At 34.3% G+C, this 19,992-nt stretch carries 15 protein-coding genes, 1 tRNA gene and 1 pseudogene; 6 read left to right on the top strand and 11 right to left on the bottom strand.

Translation table 11 applies throughout. The features are described 5' to 3' along the window. Window positions 1-407: 407 nt before the first annotated feature. Window positions 408-1,754 (bottom strand): NADP-specific glutamate dehydrogenase, encoded by a 1,347-nt coding sequence (gdhA, locus tag BR65_RS01885; protein WP_034536467.1) that lies wholly within the window; start codon window positions 1,752-1,754, stop codon window positions 408-410. A gap of 214 nt (window positions 1,755-1,968) precedes the next feature. On the opposite strand from gdhA, the gene def reads away from it, so the two are divergent. After that, window positions 1,969-2,532 (top strand): peptide deformylase, encoded by a 564-nt coding sequence (def, locus tag BR65_RS01880; RefSeq protein ID WP_034536466.1) that lies wholly within the window; start codon window positions 1,969-1,971, stop codon window positions 2,530-2,532. 89 nt (window positions 2,533-2,621) lie between these two features. Then, a complete protein-coding gene (locus tag BR65_RS13785; protein WP_156098838.1) occupies window positions 2,622-2,762 on the top strand; it encodes a hypothetical protein in 141 nt (46 codons plus the stop codon). 134 nt (window positions 2,763-2,896) lie between these two features. Here the strand turns inward: BR65_RS13785 and BR65_RS01875 are convergent, their stop codons facing one another. Continuing rightward, window positions 2,897-4,339, bottom strand: coding sequence for a 6-phospho-beta-glucosidase (locus tag BR65_RS01875; protein ID WP_034536465.1), 1,443 nt, complete (start codon window positions 4,337-4,339; stop codon window positions 2,897-2,899). Between the two features lie 224 nt (window positions 4,340-4,563). On the opposite strand from BR65_RS01875, the gene BR65_RS01870 reads away from it, so the two are divergent. Both BR65_RS01870 and BR65_RS14210 read left to right on the top strand, forming a co-directional pair. Then, window positions 4,564-5,268, top strand: coding sequence for a GntR family transcriptional regulator (locus tag BR65_RS01870; RefSeq protein WP_034536464.1), 705 nt, complete (start codon window positions 4,564-4,566; stop codon window positions 5,266-5,268). Between the two features lie 1,140 nt (window positions 5,269-6,408). Beyond that, window positions 6,409-6,516, top strand: a pseudogene (locus BR65_RS14210) (SEC-C metal-binding domain-containing protein); the annotation flags it as partial. A gap of 63 nt (window positions 6,517-6,579) precedes the next feature. On the opposite strand, the gene BR65_RS01860 reads toward BR65_RS14210, so the two are convergent. From BR65_RS01860 to BR65_RS01825, 7 genes are all read right to left on the bottom strand, one after another. Beyond that, a complete protein-coding gene (locus BR65_RS01860) occupies window positions 6,580-6,921 on the bottom strand; it encodes a nucleotide pyrophosphohydrolase (RefSeq protein ID WP_034536461.1) in 342 nt (113 codons plus the stop codon). Window positions 6,922-6,928: 7 nt separating this feature from the next. Next, window positions 6,929-8,692: a DUF2075 domain-containing protein gene (locus BR65_RS01855; protein ID WP_034536460.1), complete on the bottom strand. Its 1,764-nt coding sequence runs from the start codon at window positions 8,690-8,692 to the stop codon at window positions 6,929-6,931. A gap of 758 nt (window positions 8,693-9,450) precedes the next feature. After that, window positions 9,451-11,232: a pyruvate oxidase gene (gene spxB, locus BR65_RS01845; protein ID WP_034536459.1), complete on the bottom strand. Its 1,782-nt coding sequence runs from the start codon at window positions 11,230-11,232 to the stop codon at window positions 9,451-9,453. A gap of 380 nt (window positions 11,233-11,612) precedes the next feature. Beyond that, window positions 11,613-11,683 (bottom strand) — tRNA-Ala (locus tag BR65_RS01840). 84 nt (window positions 11,684-11,767) lie between these two features. Further along, window positions 11,768-12,547: a Cof-type HAD-IIB family hydrolase gene (locus BR65_RS01835; protein WP_034536458.1), complete on the bottom strand. Its 780-nt coding sequence runs from the start codon at window positions 12,545-12,547 to the stop codon at window positions 11,768-11,770. Between the two features lie 405 nt (window positions 12,548-12,952). Further along, on the bottom strand, window positions 12,953-14,728 hold the full coding sequence (locus tag BR65_RS01830) for an ABC transporter ATP-binding protein (protein ID WP_034536456.1): 1,776 nt from the start codon (window positions 14,726-14,728) through the stop codon (window positions 12,953-12,955). Then, entirely contained in the window at window positions 14,725-16,455 is a 1,731-nt protein-coding gene (locus BR65_RS01825; protein ID WP_034536455.1) for an ABC transporter ATP-binding protein, read from the bottom strand. Before BR65_RS01825 ends, BR65_RS01830 begins: the two co-directional genes overlap by 4 nt. Before the next feature lie 500 nt (window positions 16,456-16,955). On the opposite strand from BR65_RS01825, the gene BR65_RS01820 reads away from it, so the two are divergent. Together BR65_RS01820 and rnjA are read left to right on the top strand one after the other, a co-directional pair. Next, window positions 16,956-17,171, top strand: coding sequence for a DNA-directed RNA polymerase subunit epsilon (locus tag BR65_RS01820; RefSeq protein WP_023177516.1), 216 nt, complete (start codon window positions 16,956-16,958; stop codon window positions 17,169-17,171). Continuing rightward, a complete protein-coding gene (gene rnjA / locus BR65_RS01815; RefSeq protein ID WP_023177515.1) occupies window positions 17,171-18,841 on the top strand; it encodes a ribonuclease J1 in 1,671 nt (556 codons plus the stop codon). Before BR65_RS01820 ends, rnjA begins: the two co-directional genes overlap by 1 nt. A gap of 50 nt (window positions 18,842-18,891) precedes the next feature. On the opposite strand, the gene BR65_RS01810 is transcribed toward rnjA, so the two are convergent. Continuing rightward, window positions 18,892-19,188 carry a HesB/YadR/YfhF family protein gene (locus tag BR65_RS01810; RefSeq protein WP_034538573.1) on the bottom strand — a complete coding sequence of 99 codons (297 nt, stop codon included), beginning with the start codon at window positions 19,186-19,188 and terminating at the stop codon, window positions 18,892-18,894. 119 nt (window positions 19,189-19,307) lie between these two features. After that, window positions 19,308-19,967, bottom strand: coding sequence for a potassium channel family protein (locus tag BR65_RS01805; protein WP_023177511.1), 660 nt, complete (start codon window positions 19,965-19,967; stop codon window positions 19,308-19,310). Window positions 19,968-19,992 lie beyond the last annotated feature (25 nt).

Genomic DNA, 19,992 nt, shown 5'->3' with positions numbered 1-19,992 from the left:
TATGAATTCTATCTATCTACCTTACTTTAGTCTAGATTTCCAGTCATACTGGAATCCTTATTGTGAAATTTTTCACTATTAAAATTGTTTATCCCTTGTTATATAGCACATTAGCTTTAAATTAAACTCTGAAAAAAGCGGATACTTACCTCTTTAAAACTGTTATATAATTTTTATGAAACTGTATTACTTTCTAAAAAAAACTTCTTTATTTTTTTGGATACATCTTTTTTCACAATACGATTTTCTTTTGATTAGTATCCAGTAAATGTTCACTTTTTCGCCATTTTTTTATTTTTCACCTATTTTTTTTCGTAAATTTTAACCATAAGTACAAATAAAAACACTATTGTTTTATTTGTACTAAAAAAAAACCCGTTTTTTAACGGGTTTTCTTTTAGTTCTATTTAAATAATTCCTTGACTTAACATTGCTTGTGCAACTTTTGCAAAACCAGCAATATTAGCACCAGCAACGAAGTCTCCTTCTAAATGATAAGATTTAGCTGTATCTTTTATTTCATTGTAGATGTTCTTCATAATTCTTTTCAATTCTTCATCCACTTCTTCAAAAGTCCAATTTAATCTTTGACTATTTTGACTCATTTCTAAAGCTGAAACAGCTACTCCACCTGCATTAGCAGCTTTTGCAGGACCATAAACGATTCCAGCCTTTTGGAATGCCTTAACTGCTTCTAGATCACATGGCATGTTTGCACCTTCAGCAACAACGCTTACGCCTTGGCCAATCATTTTTTCAGCAGTAGTTCCATCAATTTCATTCTGTGTTGCACAAGGAAGAGCAATAGTATATTTTTCTTCTAAGTCCCAGATATTCCCTTTTTTATATAGTGCATTTGGGCGTTCAACAACATATTCTGAAATTCTCTTTCTTTCTACTTCTTTGATTTTTTTAACGATTGCTAAATCAATTCCTTCTGGATCAAAAATGTACCCATCAGAATCTGAACAAGCAATAACTGTTCCTCCAAATTCTTGTACTTTTTCAATAGCATAGACAGCAACATTTCCACTACCCGAAACCACAACCTTTTGATTTTCAAAAGATTTTCCAATATCATCTAACATTTCTTTAGTGAAATAAACCAATCCATAACCAGTTGCTTCAGTTCTTGTTAAACTACCGCCTAAGAAAAGTGGTTTTCCAGTTAAAACACCTGCTTGAAACCCATTTAATTTTTTATATTGACCAAATAAAAAGCCGATTTCACGCGCTCCAACACCAATATCTCCAGCTGGCACATCAATGTCTGGACCTATATGTCTTTGTAATTCGGTCATAAAACTTTGACAAAAACGCATAACTTCTTCATCAGATTTTCCTTTTGGATCAAAGTCACTTCCACCTTTTCCTCCACCGATTGGAAGTCCAGTCAGACTATTCTTAAAGATTTGTTCAAATCCTAAAAATTTTACGATGCTTTGTGTAACAGATGGATGAAAGCGAAGACCGCCTTTGTAAGGTCCAATTGCTGAATTGTATTGTACCCTGAATCCTCGATTCACATTCACTTCTCCTTGATCGTCGACCCAAGGAACTCTAAATTGAATGATTCTTTCTGGTTCTACTAAACGTTCTAAAATATTTTTTTCAATTAATTCTGGATGTGCTGCGAAGACTGGTTCGATAGTATCAAAAAATTCCTTAACCGCTTGTAAATATTCAGGTTGATCTGGATCCCGTTTTGAAACTTTAGTATAGACCTCATTAACATAATTTTTTGCATCTACCATATTCTAATCTCCTCTGACAATCAATTTAGAAAATCTTTCTTTTTCATGCTCACCATTATCTCATAATCTATATATGAAACAAAGTTTTTTTTCAACTTTTTATACATCGTGCAAATTGCGGCTATTACTGATAAAATAAAAGGGATGAAATGAATAAGTATTTTCCTCATACGGGAAATACTTATTATGAACTAATATTAGGAGTGAAATATTTATGATTACCATGAAAGATATTATTAAAGAAGGACATCCCACACTAAGATTGGTTGCTAAAGAATTAGCATTGCCCCTTAGTGAAGAAGAAAAGCAATTAGGTAAAGACATGCTCCAATTTCTAAAAAACAGCCAAGACCCTGAAATTGCTGAAGAATATAACTTGCGCGCTGGAGTAGGTCTTGCAGCACCTCAATTAGACATTTCAAAACGAATGGTTGCCGTTCACATTCCAGGAATTGAAGAAGGCATTGATGAGCCTATTCTTAGTACAGTTATGATTAACCCTAAAATTATCAGCCATTCTGTTCAAAATGCCTGTTTAACTGAAGGTGAAGGCTGCTTATCTGTGGATCGAGAAGTACCCGGTTATGTTCCTCGTCACAGCCGTATTACATTAACATACTTCGATTTAGAAGGAGAAGCTCACAAAATACGTTTAAAAAACTACCCAGCCATCGTTGTTCAACACGAGATCGACCATATTAATGGAATCATGTTTTATGACCATATTAATAAAGAACAGCCTTTTAAAATCGATGATGACGTAAAAGTTATTTCTTAATATTCAAAAAGCAAAGGTCGGAACCTATTGATATGCTCTTCCTAAAGTAGACAGTAAAAAAAAGCAAACTACTTTAGGGGGATTTTTTTATGCAATCGAATAATAAACATACAGTTACAAAACTAGAACAATCTATTCAACTGTATCTCAATGAAGGAATTAGTTTTAAAGGATTAGAAAAAAACGTTGAGAGATACATTATATTAAGTTTTATAGTACCAAGAGAGTAACGGTAAAAATGGGTTTATCCATTCCACCATAAAAAAGCCATGCATGATTTTTATCATACATGGCTTTTTTTATTTACCTGTCTACTTGACAGAGGGAAGTTCAAATTAGGTCTCAAGCTTCCTTTTTAACTATCTTATAGGTCTTTTCCATTCGATTCAATGACTTTTTTGTACCAGTCAAAAGAATCTTTCTTACTGCGTTCCATTGTTCCATTACCTTCGTTATCACGGTCGACATAAATCATGCCGTAACGTTTTTTCATTTCTCCAGTAGTGAACGAAACGATATCAATGATGCCCCAAGGTGTATAACCCATCAATTCAACACCGTCATGATCTATCGCGATGCCCATTTGTTTGATGTGTTCACGCAAATAAGAGATACGAGCTTCATCATGGATGCTGCCGTCTTCTTCAACAGTATCAATCGCACCAAATCCATTTTCCACAATGAACAGTGGTATTTGATAACGATCCCAGAAACGATTCAACGTATAACGTAAACCTACAGGATCAATCGTCCAACCCCAGTCACTAGCTTTTAGATAAGGATTGTCTACTTGATGAGGAATCTTTCCATGCACGTTAGCCGCTTCATCATCGTTATTTTCATCTTTATGATCCACCACATTAGACATATAGTAACTGAACCCTAAATAATCCACTTTACCTTGTGTTAATATTTCAGCGTCTTCTTCTTGAATAGGAATATTCAAGCCATCGAGTTCAAATTCTTTCAGTGTATAGTTTGGATAATACCCACGTACTTGTACATCCGGGAAGAAATAACGCAGATGCATCGATTCTTCAGCTAACATTACATCTTCTGGATGAGCCGTTAACGGATAAACCGGTACATGTGAAACCATCGCTCCAATTTGGAAATCAGGATTGATTTCGCGACCAATTTTCACTGATAGAGCACTGGCTAGTAAAACATGGTGAGCTGCAGTGTACATCACTTCTTTAGCGTTCTCGCCTTCTTCAACTTGAACACCCACGTTTGTCCATAAGAAAATCGGGTTGGTGTAATCCATCATATTGTTGATTTCGTTAAACGTCATCCAGTATTTCACTTTATTTTTGTACCGGTCAAAAACAACCTCGGCAAATTTAACAAAGAAATCGACTACTTTACGGTTTCTAAATCCACCATAATTTTGCGCTAAGTGTAGCGGCATTTCAAAGTGAGTCAGCGTAATGACCGGCTCAATACTATTTTTCAATAATTCATCAAATAAATCATCGTAAAATTGAAGTCCAGCTTCATTGGGTTCAGCTTCGTCGCCTTTCGGGAAAATACGCGTCCAGTTGATAGATGTACGTAAACTGTTCAATCCCATTTCAGCGAACAACGCCACATCTTCTTTATAACGATTGTAAAAATCAATGGCTTCGTGATTCGGATAAAATTTACCTTCTTCAACCGTTTCGGTAATTTCGCGTGGCTTACCAGCTGCACCAGCAGTCATTACATCAGCGACACTAGGTCCTTTACCATCTTGATTCCAGCCACCTTCGAATTGATGGGCTGCTAACGCTCCGCCCCATAAGAAACCTTTTGGAAATTTAGACATTTTTATTACCTCCTATTTTTTGATTGTTAATATAGTACCTGTTACTTCTTTTGATACTAAGAACAGACGAGGCCGCACAGTGCGTAGAATTGCAATTTTTTTCGTCTTCCCTATTTTCCATTAAAATTATGTGGATATAATCACATCATAAATTATACCCATATAACTTGTCAATGCCCATATAATTCGAAATATGTTATAATTTTATGAAAAGGAGCAAATTGATGAATAAATACCACGATGTCGCAAATAAAATTAATCTGTCTATTCAAGAAAATAATTTAACACGCGGTCATAAATTGCCTACTCTCACTGAATTAGAAGGTATATATAAAGTCAGTAAAAACACGATTATTAAAGCGTTGGAAGTTTTAGAAACAAATGGTGTGATTTACCAAGTAAGAGGCAGCGGTACATATGTACGTGGTCGTCACCGCAAAGGCTTTGTGAATTTAACGGATGTTCAAGGATTTCACAGTATTTTTAGAGAATTCAATTTGTCTTCAGAAGTCATTGAATTAAAAGAAATCGAAGCACCTTCAAATGTCGCAGAAATACTTGAGCTTACAGATCAAGAAACAATCTATTACATTAAACGCGTCCGCTACATCGAATCACGTCCCTTTTGTGTGGAAGAATCCTATTACCTCAAGACGGTCGTGCCTTATTTGAATGAAGAAATTGCCAGCCAATCTATATTCAACTACTTAACGGAAGACTTAAAAATAAACATTCGTTTTTCAGATTTATTTATGCGTATTGGAAAATTAAATCAAGAAGAAGCAGCATATTTACAGTTGGAAACACACGATCCTTCTTTAACGATCGAAAGCATCTATTATTTAAACAGTGGTCGCCCATTCAATTATTCCAACATCAAATACCATCACGAAGAAGCTCAATTCTTTGTACAGGGGAATAATTTTTAGATTATTTTCAAACTATCAAAAAAAAATACTTTTCTAAAGGAGACAAACTAAATGTCAGAAGAACTCACTCAAGAAATGCTCGATGAACTATATGGTCACATCATCGTTTTGCATAAACCGGTCTTTTCTTTTACGGAATGCCTAACGACTTATTCGAAAGAAGATATGATCGCAATAGCTACTGACCTTCGTTATAAAGTGCGCCGCAGTAAAACAAAAACTGTTATTGCCGAAGATTTTTTCAAAGAACTATCGCTTAAAAGTCAACATCAATTATCTTTTCAATCAAAAGAAACCATTCAACTCTTAAAAGAACTGATGAATGGACCGAAAGAAATCAATTTCATTCCTTTCTCCCGCAAAAATCCGGGTTTATTTGATTTGCTTTATTCACGCTGGGTCTTTTTATTTTATTACGAGGATACTTACACCCTAGTACTGCCAAACGAGACCAAAGAAATGCTGCAAAGCTTTATTGATAATCCTGATTTTAAAGAAGAAAATAAAAGAAAAAATCTACTTCATGAATATGTAGAGGCGTTTATGAACCTGTACGGCGCTTTTGAAACGGACTTTTTCTTAAAAGTATGGAATCAACACAACAAACAATACCCATTAGAACTTAATGAATTATTGTTTGAATTAATTGGGTTAGCTTGGTTTAATGAACGACTAAGGTTTACAGATAGTCTAGAATACATTTTTGATAATTATGCTATGGATGAAAATGAAGTACCCTTTTTCATATCAAGTTCTTCAAACCACGATTATTATCAACCAACAAAAGCTGATATTAACTATTTTGCTAACCATGAATTTGACGAGCGAACTGCTCAATACAAAAAAATGAGTCGATTTTTCGCTAAGAAGTTGAATTCAGAAAAACTTGTAGCTGTCATGGATATGATTATGGTTTATATTAAACTGGATTTAGCCACGCAGGGTCTAGTTGAAGAACTAGACCGTCAGTTTGGCATTGTTTTTGATGGTATGAAAGACGTAGAAGAATTCAGCTATCTGTATTCAAACTTAAACAACCATTCGCGCATATGGTCTAACAAAGGTCATACGCCAAAAGAACTAACTAAACATCATAATAATACATTAACCTCGATTCCTAATAATGTTATTCCTTTTACGAATAAGAACACTGGAAAGCAAGAACCTATCCAAGTAAAAAAAATTGGCCGAAATGAGCCTTGTCCTTGTGGTAGCGGAAAGAAATACAAACATTGTCACGGAAAATAACTATTAACAAAAAGCCAACAAGCAATTTTCTGCTTGTTGGCTTTTTACATACTAATACTAATGCTATTCAAAGTCAGTGTATTTATTATTATTCCCCTTGCTTTTACTTACCGGGTATTTCTCATTGTTTTTTTTTAGTTTTTCATCAATGATCGAATCAATATTTAAATTGAGGTTATCTGCTAACATATGAGAATAAATCAATACATCTGCTAACTCTTCCTTGATTCGTCCTAAGTTGAATTCTTTTACTTCTTCGGCTGATTTCCATTGAAATAATTCAAGTAATTCTGAAGCTTCTAGTGAAATAGAGATAGCTAAATCTTTTTCATTATGAAATTGACGCCAATCTCTGTCATCTCTGAACTTATTCACCTTTTCCATACTGCTTTTCTCATTATCCATCGCTTTTTTACCCCTTTGCTGCATTTAATAGCGCTTTTTGAAGTTCCTCATCTACCGCGTAAATATATAAACCATTTACTCCTCTTGTTAAAAGCACATTTAATTCGTTTTTTAACAACATATCAGAAAACTGTTCTTTTTTCCCGTTCTTTAATGTTCTTTGGCGAGTAGCTTTTTTATTTTGACTGGAACTTCTATCGAATACAATTTCTCCATTTCTATATTTTACAGAAGGACCGATAATCACACCTGCATAATTTAGGTCAAATCCTTGAATAGTAAATGTAGAACCTACTTCATCAATAGTTTGTTCTTGTTCTGCCCAAGAAAGGTTTCTATTCTTTCTCTTTTGCTCCTTCATTTGAGGCAGTTGCAGATTCCAAGGTAGAGACCAATTCCCTATCTTAACTCTCCAATAATCATCTTTTTCTGGTTTTCTCTTGTCAACGTACTCCCAATCAAATGTTGCAGTAATTCGGGAAATACCTGAATTTTCATCTTTTGCTTTTTCTCTAATGGCTTGATACAACTCTTCAGGATGATTAAAAATTTTCAAATCATATCCTTTAATATCCTTGAGAATGGGATTGATTTTTCTATCATCAATCATCGACCTTATCCAATTAATAGTGCTCTGACTCGCGTTAATCCTCATTTGATTTTCTAAACGGATAAAATTTCCTTTTAAATTCGCCTCATGTTCTAAAGTAAGCAGTTCCTCTTCTTCCCAATATTGTTCAGTAGTAAGAACTTGATTGATATCAAATACCGCTACCACTACTTTTGCTCTCTCCATTAAATCATACAGCTGATTCTTTCCTCTATAAGATTGCTTCCCTTGTGTCCATAACAAATGAGCCTCATCTACAATAACAACATCTGCTTTTTCCTCTGGAGTATGATTATTGATAAACGTTGTTGGTTTACTGACTAAATTAGGCACTTTCTTAGACGTAATACCTAATTTGTTTGCAATTTGTTGATAAACTTTCAACTGTTGCTCATGATTTATCAACAAATAACTATTTGCTTCTTGTAAGACGATATTTTCTGACTCTTCTTGAGCTAGCTGTTTTAATTCGTAAAAGAGACTGCTCATTAAAACTGTTTTACCTGAACCAGCTTCTCCTGCTACTAAAATCAATTCTCCAGACTGGTTTCTCGTTAACGCCTCCATAATTTTTAAGATAACTTTATCCTTAGCTTGGATTTGTTCATCACTTAGTTTATGAAATGGCGAAGCTTTAAATAGAGCAGAGTCTTTGATTATTTTTTCAACAGGGAAAAGAGTTTTATTCTTATTTCTTAATTTTCTCCAAATCTTAGAAAAAATCTCATCTAATTTATCTACCGTATAATACTCTTTTTGTTGATTGGTTCTTCGATTATACACAGATTGAACCGAATCGATACTAGACATATACATAATTAATTTATTTTCAATATCTAAAGTCAATGATTTATTAAAATAATCATGGCCTATTATGTACATTTTTGAATCATCCGAGTTTGCGAGGCTTTCCCAATCTTCCCGTTTTTTGGGATCTTCAATAAGATGTTGTTTGGTTCTTTGTCTTATATCAGAAGTTTCTCCGATGTAAACTGAAAATTCGCGATTCTTTTTCTCATCATGAACGATGTAAACCGTGGGATAATCCAATAGGTATTTTGCATTAGATCCTTCTTCTTGAAGAATTCCACCTTCTAAACTTTCCACTGCTTCGTAGCTATAATCTATTTCATAGATAACTGGATTAGAGATTTTACTCATTTTTTCACCTTCCTCTCAAAACATAGATTTATTACTACGATAACTTTTCTCAGTTTATTCCAATTCTATGCCCGCATTTAAATTAATATTACTTTATAATCGATACTAGGTTTAAACCTCAATAACCCATCAACAAAAGATAGCATCTCTTGCCGTTCAGTTTTATCTAATTCTTTCCTAGCAGCATACTGAACAGTAAGCTAATTTTCACTAGACATAAAATCATCATAGAGATTTTTACCAAAACTATTAGGAGCTTTTTTAAAATTATCAGTTAATAACACATACGCAAGGTCGTTGTAGTTTTTCGAAAATCTATAGAATTCATTCTTTGAAGTTAGAATTAATCTTTTAAAATCCACTTTCGCGCTCTCCTTTTAGGTATGTTGCTTCTATTTTACTATAATAATACTAAGAATATATGATTATTTATTTTTTTCTATAAATACTGTGTTAGTCGCACCATATCTCTACATTAAATCCCATTCTCAATAATCTCATCCGGGTAGTGTTTAATAAAAAAATCACTATCTACTCCTGTAATTCTAAACCCACACTTTTGATATAAGACTAGTTGACCTAAACTAGAATTCTCTGTCCCACTTTGATTATTTTATAGCCTTTTTGTGCAACTTGCTTAACAGCATCCTGATCCTGTACTAACTTCTTTATACATCTACCTAACAAAAAAAGTTGAGTCACCAACTTTAACATGGTGACTCAACTTTCTATTAAATATTAAGTTATATATTAGAAAATTATTTAGCTACTTTAGATTCTAGACCTTCAGCTTTTAAGTACTCGCTAAATGGTACTAATTCTTCAGCTTCATATTTTTCTTTGTAAGCTTTGATTTCTTCTGCGCTGTACAATGTAGCGTCTAATTTCAATGTTTCTACTGGAATTGGACGATCTTTTGTAATCTTAGCATCGATTACAACTGTTTTGCCTTCTTTGTTAGCTTTAACAGCATCAGCCATTACTTGATCCATGTCTTCGATACGGCTTACTGTGAAACCAACAGCACCTTGTGCCTCACCAATTTTAGCGTAGTCTACATCAGTAAATTCAGTACCGAAAGTATTTGTATTTGTATCTTCGTATTTGTTCTTGATGAAACCATACTCAGTGTTAGTGAATACTACGTTGATAACAGGCATTTCGTAACGTACGTTAGTAACAACGTCTTGATAGTTCATAGAGAACGCACCGTCACCCATTAAATTAAATGCTTGACGATCAGGATATACGTTCTTAGCCGCAATACCACCTGGAAGTGCAATACCCATAGAAGCAAACAATGGAGAAGTTCTCCACATGTTTTTAGGAGTCATGTGTAAGTGACGGATAGATGTTTGAGTTGAGTTCCCAACGTCAATTGAGTAGATTGCATCTTCGTCAGCGTATTTGTTGATAGCATTGTATACTTGATAAAGTTGTAACGGACCATTTTCTTTTGTTTCCAACTTAGTCATGTAGTCACGCCAGTTTTGAATGTTTTTCAAGTTAGCAGTCCACCAAGCTGATTCTTCAACAGGTGCTACTTTTTCAAGTAATGAATGAACTGCTGCACCAGCATCTCCAAGAATAGCAACATCTGCATTGTGACGTTTGCCAAGCATTGCTGGGTTGTTGTCGATTTGGATGAAGTTTTCAACGTTTGCGAAAGTTTTTTCTACTTCAGCAAATGGGAAGTTTGAACCAACGAAAAGAACTGTATCTGCTTCTTTAACAGCTTCGTTAGCTGGTTTCCAACCAACACGGTATGTTGAACCAGTCAATCCTTCAAAGTCATAGTCAAAAGTTTCAAAGTTTTTACCAGTTGTAATAACTGGAGCTTTAAGTTTACGAGATAATTCTTGAACCGCTGGACCGTGTCCCATAGTTCCGACACCTGCATAAATAACAGCACGTTTAGATTTGTTCAATACTTCAACAGCTGCGTCAATATCTGCTTCGTTGATTGCAGAAGAAACGTAATCACGGAAGCTGTGACCTGAAGAGTAGAATGCGTCATTAGCGATTTCATGGTAACCAAAATCACCAGGTACTTCTAATACAGCCACTCCACGTTTAGCGATAGCCGTACGAATTGCATCGTCGATCAATTTTGGCAATTGTTCAGCGGTAGCTACACGACGGTTGTATACTGCGATATGATCAAACATTGGGTTTTGGTTCAATTCTTGGAATGCATCCATGTTTAATTCTCTTTGAGGACGAGATCCTAAGATAGCTAAAACTGGTGTGTTATCCATAGCTGCATCGTAAAGACCGTTGATTAAGTGAGATGCACCAGGACCACCTGATCCAACACACACACCTAATTTTCCACCGAATTTCCATTGCATTACGGCTGCCATTGCTCCAACTTCTTCATGTTTTACTTGAAGAAATTTAATATCTGTTTCTTCTTGTTCGCCTAAAGCTTCCATTAAAGGAGCCAAAGTTCCTGAAGGGATTCCATAAATTGTATCTATTCCCCATCCAGCCATTACTTTTAGTGAAGCTGTACTAACTTTAGTTTTTCCATCTGTCATTTTAAAAATCCTCCTAAATTAATTTCATAAAATAAACGCCAGTCCAATTTTAACACGTTTAAATTAAGAATCAAGGTTTACTTTCCAATAAAATGCAATTCTGTGAAAAAATGTACAGATTTTTAACCTAATCTAACGAACCATTCAAAATTCCATCATTTATTCTACATATTTACAATTAAAAATAATAAATCGCTCAATTTGACTAATAAATAGTTTTATCAATCAAATGAATTCTAATTCAAGATTCATTTGATCATTAAAGCAAATTTATCTATTAAGAGAGTCCTAAACTCCAACCTGAAAAGCATCACAAGCAAAAAGCATTGATATAAACCTATTATATCAATGCTTTCACAAACAACTATTAAATTTAAGTATGGAGTCTACGGGAATTGAACCGGTATTAACTGGCTGCCAGCCAATCGTAATCCCATTATACCAAGACCCCAGAGTAGAATGCTTCAGCAAATAAATAACTGAGCCATACCCCCAATATAAATAAATCGAAATTTATCTATTGACTGCCTACTTATTATATCAAACCCAGTTCTTTTAAAGCAATATAAATTCCATCTTCATTGCAACTTTTTGTTACTTTATCGGCTCTCAACTTTACACTTTCTAAAGCATTGCCCATTGCTACTCCAGTTCCAACTTTTTCGATCATTTCTAAATCATTCAAGCCATCTCCAAACGCAATGGTATCTTCTATGTTAAAGCCATTTTCTAAAGCAACTCTAATGACCGTATTTGCTTTTGAACCATCATGCGGCAATACATCTACTCCAGAATCATGCCAGCGTACAAACCGGAATTTCGAAAACTGACCATTTTCATAAAACTGCTTTTCATCTTCACGATAAAAAAGTAAACATTGAACCAATGAGTTATGCAGATAAAAATCAGCATCATACTTTGGAACACCGTATCCAACTGATTTCATAGCAGTAGTTATGCTAACATCAGCTTCTTCATTTCTTCTTCTTAATGTCTCTGGTGTTTCATAAATCATGTCATGGTTATTCAAATCAGCCACTTTAATCAATTTTTCTAATTGAGAATGATCCAATGGATTTTCATAAACAAGTTTATTATGTAAGTATCCTGCTGCACCATTACACACAATATAATGATCCATTTCTAATTCATCGACTATATTTTGAGCCATAAAAAGGTTTCTTCCAGTCGCAATGGCAACTTCATGACCGTTTTTTTTCAATTCTTTAATCGCTAATTTAGTACTCTCTGGAATGTTTTTTTGATCATTAACTAAAGTTCCATCGATATCAAAAAAAATCATTTTCTTTTGCATGTTTAGGTTCTTCCTTTCTATTGCTGCTTATAAGACAATTGTACCCTTTATTCTTCTAGACTACTAGACTGAAAAACAAAAAAACATAGAAGTCCATTCACGCTGGACTTCTATGTTTTTTTTGGTTCTTCAACATTTGACGTTGGTCAGTAATTAATTGAGTTTCTTTTAACACATTCCAGAAATTTTCGGAGGAATAGGAGAAGCTTGCAGCCATGAAAAAGGATGCATTGAGAATTACTTAGCGTTCGGCTTTAGCCGCTACGTTAAGTTTGACGCTTGCAAGTTTTGAGACGCGTTCTTCGGCTCAAAATGGTCCCACGGCTTTCCGCAAGCTATCCCATAATCCGAAGGAAATTTCCTTATCAACTCCAGAAAATAAAGAACCGTTTTTTAAAATTATTTTTATTCTTCTTCACTAAATTGGCTGTTGTATAGATTTGCATAAAAAGCTCCTTTTTCAAGCAGTTCTTCATGCGTTCCTTGTTCAATGATTTCACCTTGATCCATGACTAAAATTAAATCAGAATCTCGGATTGTGGACAAGCGATGGGCAATGACGAAACTTGTTCTGCCTTCCATCACTTTTTTCATCGCTTTTTGAATCAAACTTTCTAAACGTGTATCTACTGAACTAGTCGCTTCATCTAGAATCAAAATTTTCGGATCAGAAATTACAGCCCGTGCAATGGTTAAAAGTTGCTTCTGACCTAAAGATACATTAGACGTTTCTTTGTTTAGTTTCATGTTGTATCCATCAGGTAAAGTTCGTATAAAATGATCCACATTTGCTGTTTTTGCTGCTTCCACAACTTCTTCATCCGTTGCATCTAACTTACCAAAACGAATATTTTCAGCAATCGTTCCACTATAAACCCAAGCATCTTGCAAAACCATTCCAAATAAAGAACGAACATCTTGTCTGGACATAGATTTTGTATCGATACCATCAATTTTAATGGCTCCTTTATCTACATCATAAAAACGCATCAATAAATTGATCAATGTTGTTTTCCCTGCTCCTGTTGGTCCGACAACAGCTACAGTCTGTCCTTTTTTTACAGACACATTCAAATCACTGATCAATGTTTTATCTTTAGCATAACCAAACGCTACATGTTCAAAGTCAACATTTCCTTCTACTACAGCCGGTAGCGGATGTTCAGTTTCATTGATCACTTCTTCTGGTTCATCTAAAATCTCAAAAACACGGTTAATGGCCGCTGCTGCACTTTGTATGACACCTGAAAGTTGTGTAATTTGAGAAATCGGCTGATTAACTTGCCAAATGTATTGAGTAAAAGCTTGCAGATTACCTAGAGATAGCGTACCTATAATGACTAAGTACCCTCCTCCTAAAGCTATCCCAAAATAAGCAATATTGGAAACAAATCCTACTAATGGGCTCATGATCCCCGAAATAAAGGCTGCTCTAAATCCATTTTTATTTAACGTCGCATTGATTTCTTTAAACTCTTCTAGTTTATCTTTTTCTTTCCCATACAATTTGATTTCAGTAAATCCACTAAAGCTTTCTTGAACATGTCCATTCATAGCTCCTAAAGATTCTTGTTGACCTTTAAAATAAGGCTGAGATTTTTTGATCACTGCTTTGGAAATGATAAAAGAAAGCGGGATAGTGGCCATAATCACTAAAGCTAATGGTATAGAAATATAAAGCATCATAGCGATGGCAAATAAGATTCCCATAAACGAATTGACCATTTGAATCAGACTTTGCTGCATGGCATTACTGATAGAATCCACATCATTCGTTACACGACTGAGTATATTTCCTTGTTGATTTCGGTCAAAATACGATACTGGAAGGCGATTGATTTTTTGTTCAATTTCATTTCTTAAATCTCGCATCGTATTTTGAACAACATTTGTCATAATATATGAAGATAAATACAATGTAACTTGGTAAATTGCTGCTATCCCTAAAATAATAACGACAATATTGAAAATGTAAGGAAAATTAACTGTTGCACCAGGAGTACCATTTAACATGTCTGCAACGTTCTTTCCTAATTCTGTCATCGCTAATCCAATAATGAAGGGCTGTAGGGCATTGACAATCATACAGACAATTGTTAGTGCTATAGCAGAGAAAAATCCTACTTTGTAAGGTTTAATGTACTGCCAAATTCGACGAATAGAATCCTTCATACGACTCATGCTAATTCCTCCTTCGACAATTGTGATGAAGCAATATCATAATAGACATCAGATTTCTTCAAAAGCTCTTCATGTGTTCCTTGAGCGACAACCACACCTTTATTTAAAACAATAATATTATCTGCATGCATGATCGTACCTACACGTTGAGCAACAATCAAAACAGCAGCGTTTTTAGTTTCTAATTTTAAACGCGCTCTTAATTTTGCATCTGTTTGGTAATCTAATGCAGAAAAACTATCATCAAAAACATAGATATCCGGTTTTTTTATAATAGCTCGTGCTATTGATAATCTTTGCTTTTGTCCACCAGACATATTGCTTCCACCTTCAGATAAAAATTCATCAAACTGGTCAGGTTTCTTTAAAATAAAGTCTTTTGACTGTGAAATATCCGAAGCTTCTTCCACTTCTTTTTTATTTGCATTCCATTTTCCATAACGCATATTATCAGAAATCGTTCCAGTAAATAACAAGGCTTTTTGAGGAATATAGCCGATTTTTTGACGTAAGGCACTTAATTTATAATCTCTAACGTCTACTCCATCTACCAATATGCGTCCTTTCGTAACATCATAAAAACGTGGAATCAGTTGGATCAAACTAGATTTACCACTACCGGTACTTCCAATAAAAGCTGTTGTTTCTCCAGGTCTAACTGTAAAACTAATGTTTTCGATCACGGGTTCTTCTGTATTACCTGGATACGCAAAAGTTACATTTTCAAATGCTAGGTAACCATGTGTTTTTGTTTCTGTTATTCCATTTTCATTTTCAGTAATAGAAGGTTTAGTATCGAATATCTCTTGGATACGTCTTGCAGAAACTGCTGCTCTTGGGTACATCGTAAAGATATTAGCGAACATCATAAATGAAAAAAGTGCATGGAAGATATACTCAATAAAGGCTACTAAACTTCCGACTTGTAAATCACCAGCGTTTATTTCGATAGCTCCTAGCCAAATCACAATCGCAAAAATACAGTTAAATACTATTGAAAAAATCGGCATTGCTAAAGCCATCAGTTTAAATAGCTTTTTAGAAACAGTCATATAATTTTCATTTACTTCATAAAATCTATTTTCTTGGAATTTTTCTTTTACAAATGCACGTATAACTCTTAATCCAGTTAAGTTTTCTCGTAGGTTTAAATTAATATCATCTAAATTTGTTTGTTGTTTATTGGATAACGGACCTGAATACTTTCCTATAAAATAAACACTTCCTAAGAGAAAAGGAACCGCAATCAACACGATATAAGATAATGACGGACTTGTACGCACGATCATCACAAAACTAGAAATGAACATAAGCGGCGTCATCATTCCTATCCGAAGTACCATCTGTAAAAACACCATTATCTGGAAAGCATCATTTGTTGTACGTGTTACTAAAGATGAGACGCCAAATTCATTGTATTCTTTATGAGAAAAAGACTGAACTTTTTCAAAGATATCATTACGGATATCTTGAACGATCCTTGTAGTAATTTTACTAACGGTATATGCCAAGCCAATTAATCCAAACAACCCGATCACAGAAATAACAAGCATCCATTTCCCATAGTAAGTTACGACATCAAAGTCATTAAACATCAACCCTTTATTGATCAGCTGAGCCAATAATGTGGGCAGCCCTAATTCAATCAGGATAAACCCAAAAACACATAAAAAATTTAAGAATACTAATTTTTTATATTTCATAGTATATCTCCACATTAAATTCATTTTCTCATCTCCTTAAAATATAATAGATACCTTACAGTTTTTTTGTTTATAGCTATCAAATATAATGAATCTTATTACTCAATTATTTATTTAATATACCGCACAAAAAAATATCTATTTTACTATAGCATATTTTTTATAATGAAGGGCAAACTTCTAATTTTTTTATATCGTTTAGCAAATTTAACCTGTCAATCTCCAAACAACTAACTTTCTATACTTAATTAATGAATTATGTTAAAATAATAATAGCTGTTGTGTACTTACCACAACCACTCGTTCGGGAAAAATACTAAACTGAATAAAAGAATGGATCAGAATTTGTTTCTAGCAGCTTTACATTCATGTTAAGGAATTAAACTGACGTGGTTTTCGTTTAATCACCACTGAAAGTCCTTCACTGGTTGATTTTTCGTAATGCAAAACACTTCACCAATTTTTCATAAAAATAATTTGACGTTCTTCAATAAAGAACGAACGTATAAAGAGGAGAGAATTAAATGATTTTTAAAGTTAATTATCAAGAAACAAAATTAAGAAACCCCAAAAGAGAAGACACTAAAACTCTTTATTTGGAAGCTGAAACAGTTGTTGCAGCACGAGCAATAGTTGAACAAAATACCCCCTACAATATTGAATTTGTTCAACAAATTGATGGAAAGTATCTTGAATATGAACAAAATAGTCCAGATTTCAAGTTAACGGAGTTTAACTAATGAAACCTTCTATAAAAAATAATGAAGCTGCTGTCTTTGCCATTGGGGGTTTAGGGGAAATTGGTAAAAATACCTATGGTGTTCAATTTCAAGATGAGATCATTATTATTGACGCAGGTATTAAGTTCCCTGAAGATGATTTATTAGGTATCGACTATGTCATTCCAGATTACAGTTATATCGTTCAAAATATCCATAAAGTAAAAGCTTTAGTGATCACACATGGACATGAAGATCATATTGGCGGTATTCCTTTCCTATTAAGACAAGCTAATATTCCTATCTATGCTGGACCACTTGCTTCAGCTTTGATTCGCAATAAATTAACTGAACACGGTTTATTACGTGATACTGAATTACATGAGATTGGTGAAGATGATGTGATTAAGTTCCGTAAAACAAGCGTAAGTTTCTTCAGAACAACACACAGTATTCCCGAAGCTTTTGGTATTGTTGTTAAAACTCCACCAGGCAACATTGTATTGACTGGTGATTATAAATTTGACTTTACTCCAGTTGGAGAACCTGCGAATTTGCATCGGATGGCTAAAATCGGTGATGAAGGTGTATTAGCTTTACTTTCAGATAGTACAAATGCTGAAGTGCCTACTTTCACTAAATCTGAACAAGTTGTTGGAGAATCCATTACGAGTATCATGCAAAAAGTAGAAGGACGTATTATTTTTGCTACTTTTGCTTCTAACATTTCTCGTTTGCAACAAGTTGCAAATGCAGCGATTAAAACAGAACGAAAAATAGCTGTTTTTGGTCGCAGTATGGAATCTTCTGTTACAACTGGCCGTCAATTAGGCTATATTACAGCTCCAGAAGAAACATTTATTGAACCTAGAGAAATTAATCGTCTTCCTGCAAAGGAAAGCATTATTCTATGTACTGGATCTCAGGGAGAACCGATGGCAGCTTTAAGCCGTATTGCTAACGGTACCCATCGTCAAATCTCTATTCAGCCTGGAGATACAGTTATCTTTTCAAGCTCTCCTATTCCAGGAAACACTTCAAGTGTAAATCGTCTGATTAATTTACTTTCTGAAGCTGGTGCAAATGTTATTCATGGACGAGTAAATAATGTTCATACTTCTGGACATGGTGGTCAACAAGAACAAAAATTGATGCTCCGTTTAATGAAACCTAAATACTTTATTCCTGTCCACGGTGAGTACAGAATGCAAAAAATTCATGCTGGACTTGCTGAATTAGTAGGAATACCTAAAGAAAATTCTTTCATCTTAGATAATGGAGATGTTATTGCTCTGACAGCTGATAGTGCTAGAGAAGCTGGTCATTTCGAAGCTGGAGATGTGTATGTAGATGGTAAAGGGATCGGCGATATTGGTAATGTCGTATTACGAGATCGCAAACTTTTATCTGAAGAAGGTCTAGTGGTTGTGGTTGTCACGATCGATTACAAATCAAAAGAAGTCTTAGCTGGTCCAGATATTCTTTCTCGTGGATTTATCTATATGCGTGAATCAGGAGAATTGATAAATGATGCACAGCAAGTGATGACAAAAAGTTTAAATAAAAGTTTAGCAAATGATAAAGTAACCGAACAATCATTAAAAAATACGATTATTGAGAGCTTAAAACCTTTCTTATATGAACGTACTGAACGTCACCCAATGATTTTACCAGTTATTATGCCGGTTTAGTCGAAAAAAGCCGTTTACAACACTCTTAAGGATGTTGTAAACGGCTTTTTTTATTTTTGTTCAATAAAGTGATAAATCGGTTCATCTCGTTTTTTATCAAAACTAACTTGCAAATCATATCCACTAAAAAACCATTCATCATGCTTGTCAATAAAATAAATGATTCCATTAATCGTTGTTTCAGCTAAAATATCACTTGGTTGTCCTACTTCCATACCCACTGAAAAGCCTTCGTGTACTTCCGTGTTTCCATATACTTTACCTGAAAACCTTACTCCACTGCCTTTTTTAAGTCCAACCTCATTTTCAAACCATTCTCTTGCACTTTCTGTTATATCAATTTTCATAGTAAGTTTCACAGAAACCAGTTCTGTGAATCCTCCTCTCATAAGAACTTATCATCCTTATTAATATTAACATATTTAACGATTCAACGGCATATTTTGACGCTAATAAACCGGTCTTCTTAAGGCATTTGGTTTTCTAACCAGTCAATTTCTTTGTTTCCACCCACAACCATTAGTGTATCGTCCACTCGAATGATTGCCTCAGCAGCCGGAGATATAATCATCTCTTGTCCTCTTCGAATACCAATAACATTTAACCCAAATCGTTTTCTGAAATCCAATTCAAGAAGTGTTTTATCGAAGAACTTTGGATTGGTTACTTTTAACTCAACTAATGAGTATTTATCCGATAATTCAAGGTAATCCACAACATTATTTGAAACCAAATGGTGACCAATCCGAATTCCCATATCTCTTTCAGGATGAACGACATAATCTGCCCCTATTTTTTCTAATACTTTTCCGTGATATTCATTTTGTGCTTTAGCTGTGATATAAGGATTACCCATTTCTTTAATCATTAACGTTGTTAAAATACTGGCTTGAATATCTTCACCTATCGCTATTATAACGTGATCAAAATTTCGAATTCCTAATGACCTTAACACACTTTCATCTTGAGCATTAGCCACTACTGCATGAGTCGCTATATTCATGTACTCATTTACCCTATCTTCATTAGAATCAATTGCCAATACATCATGTCCACTTTCTACGAGAGTTCGACAGATACTGCTGCCAAAACGACCTAATCCGATAATTGCGAAATTCTTCTTCATCTCTTCACCAACTTTTCTTCTACTT

It is taken from the genome of Carnobacterium inhibens subsp. inhibens DSM 13024, assembly GCF_000746825.1.
In the GTDB taxonomy this organism is placed as follows: domain Bacteria; phylum Bacillota; class Bacilli; order Lactobacillales; family Carnobacteriaceae; genus Carnobacterium_B; species Carnobacterium_B inhibens.
Note: the sequence above shows the minus strand (reverse complement) of the source record. Positions and strands in the feature narration are given on the sequence as shown.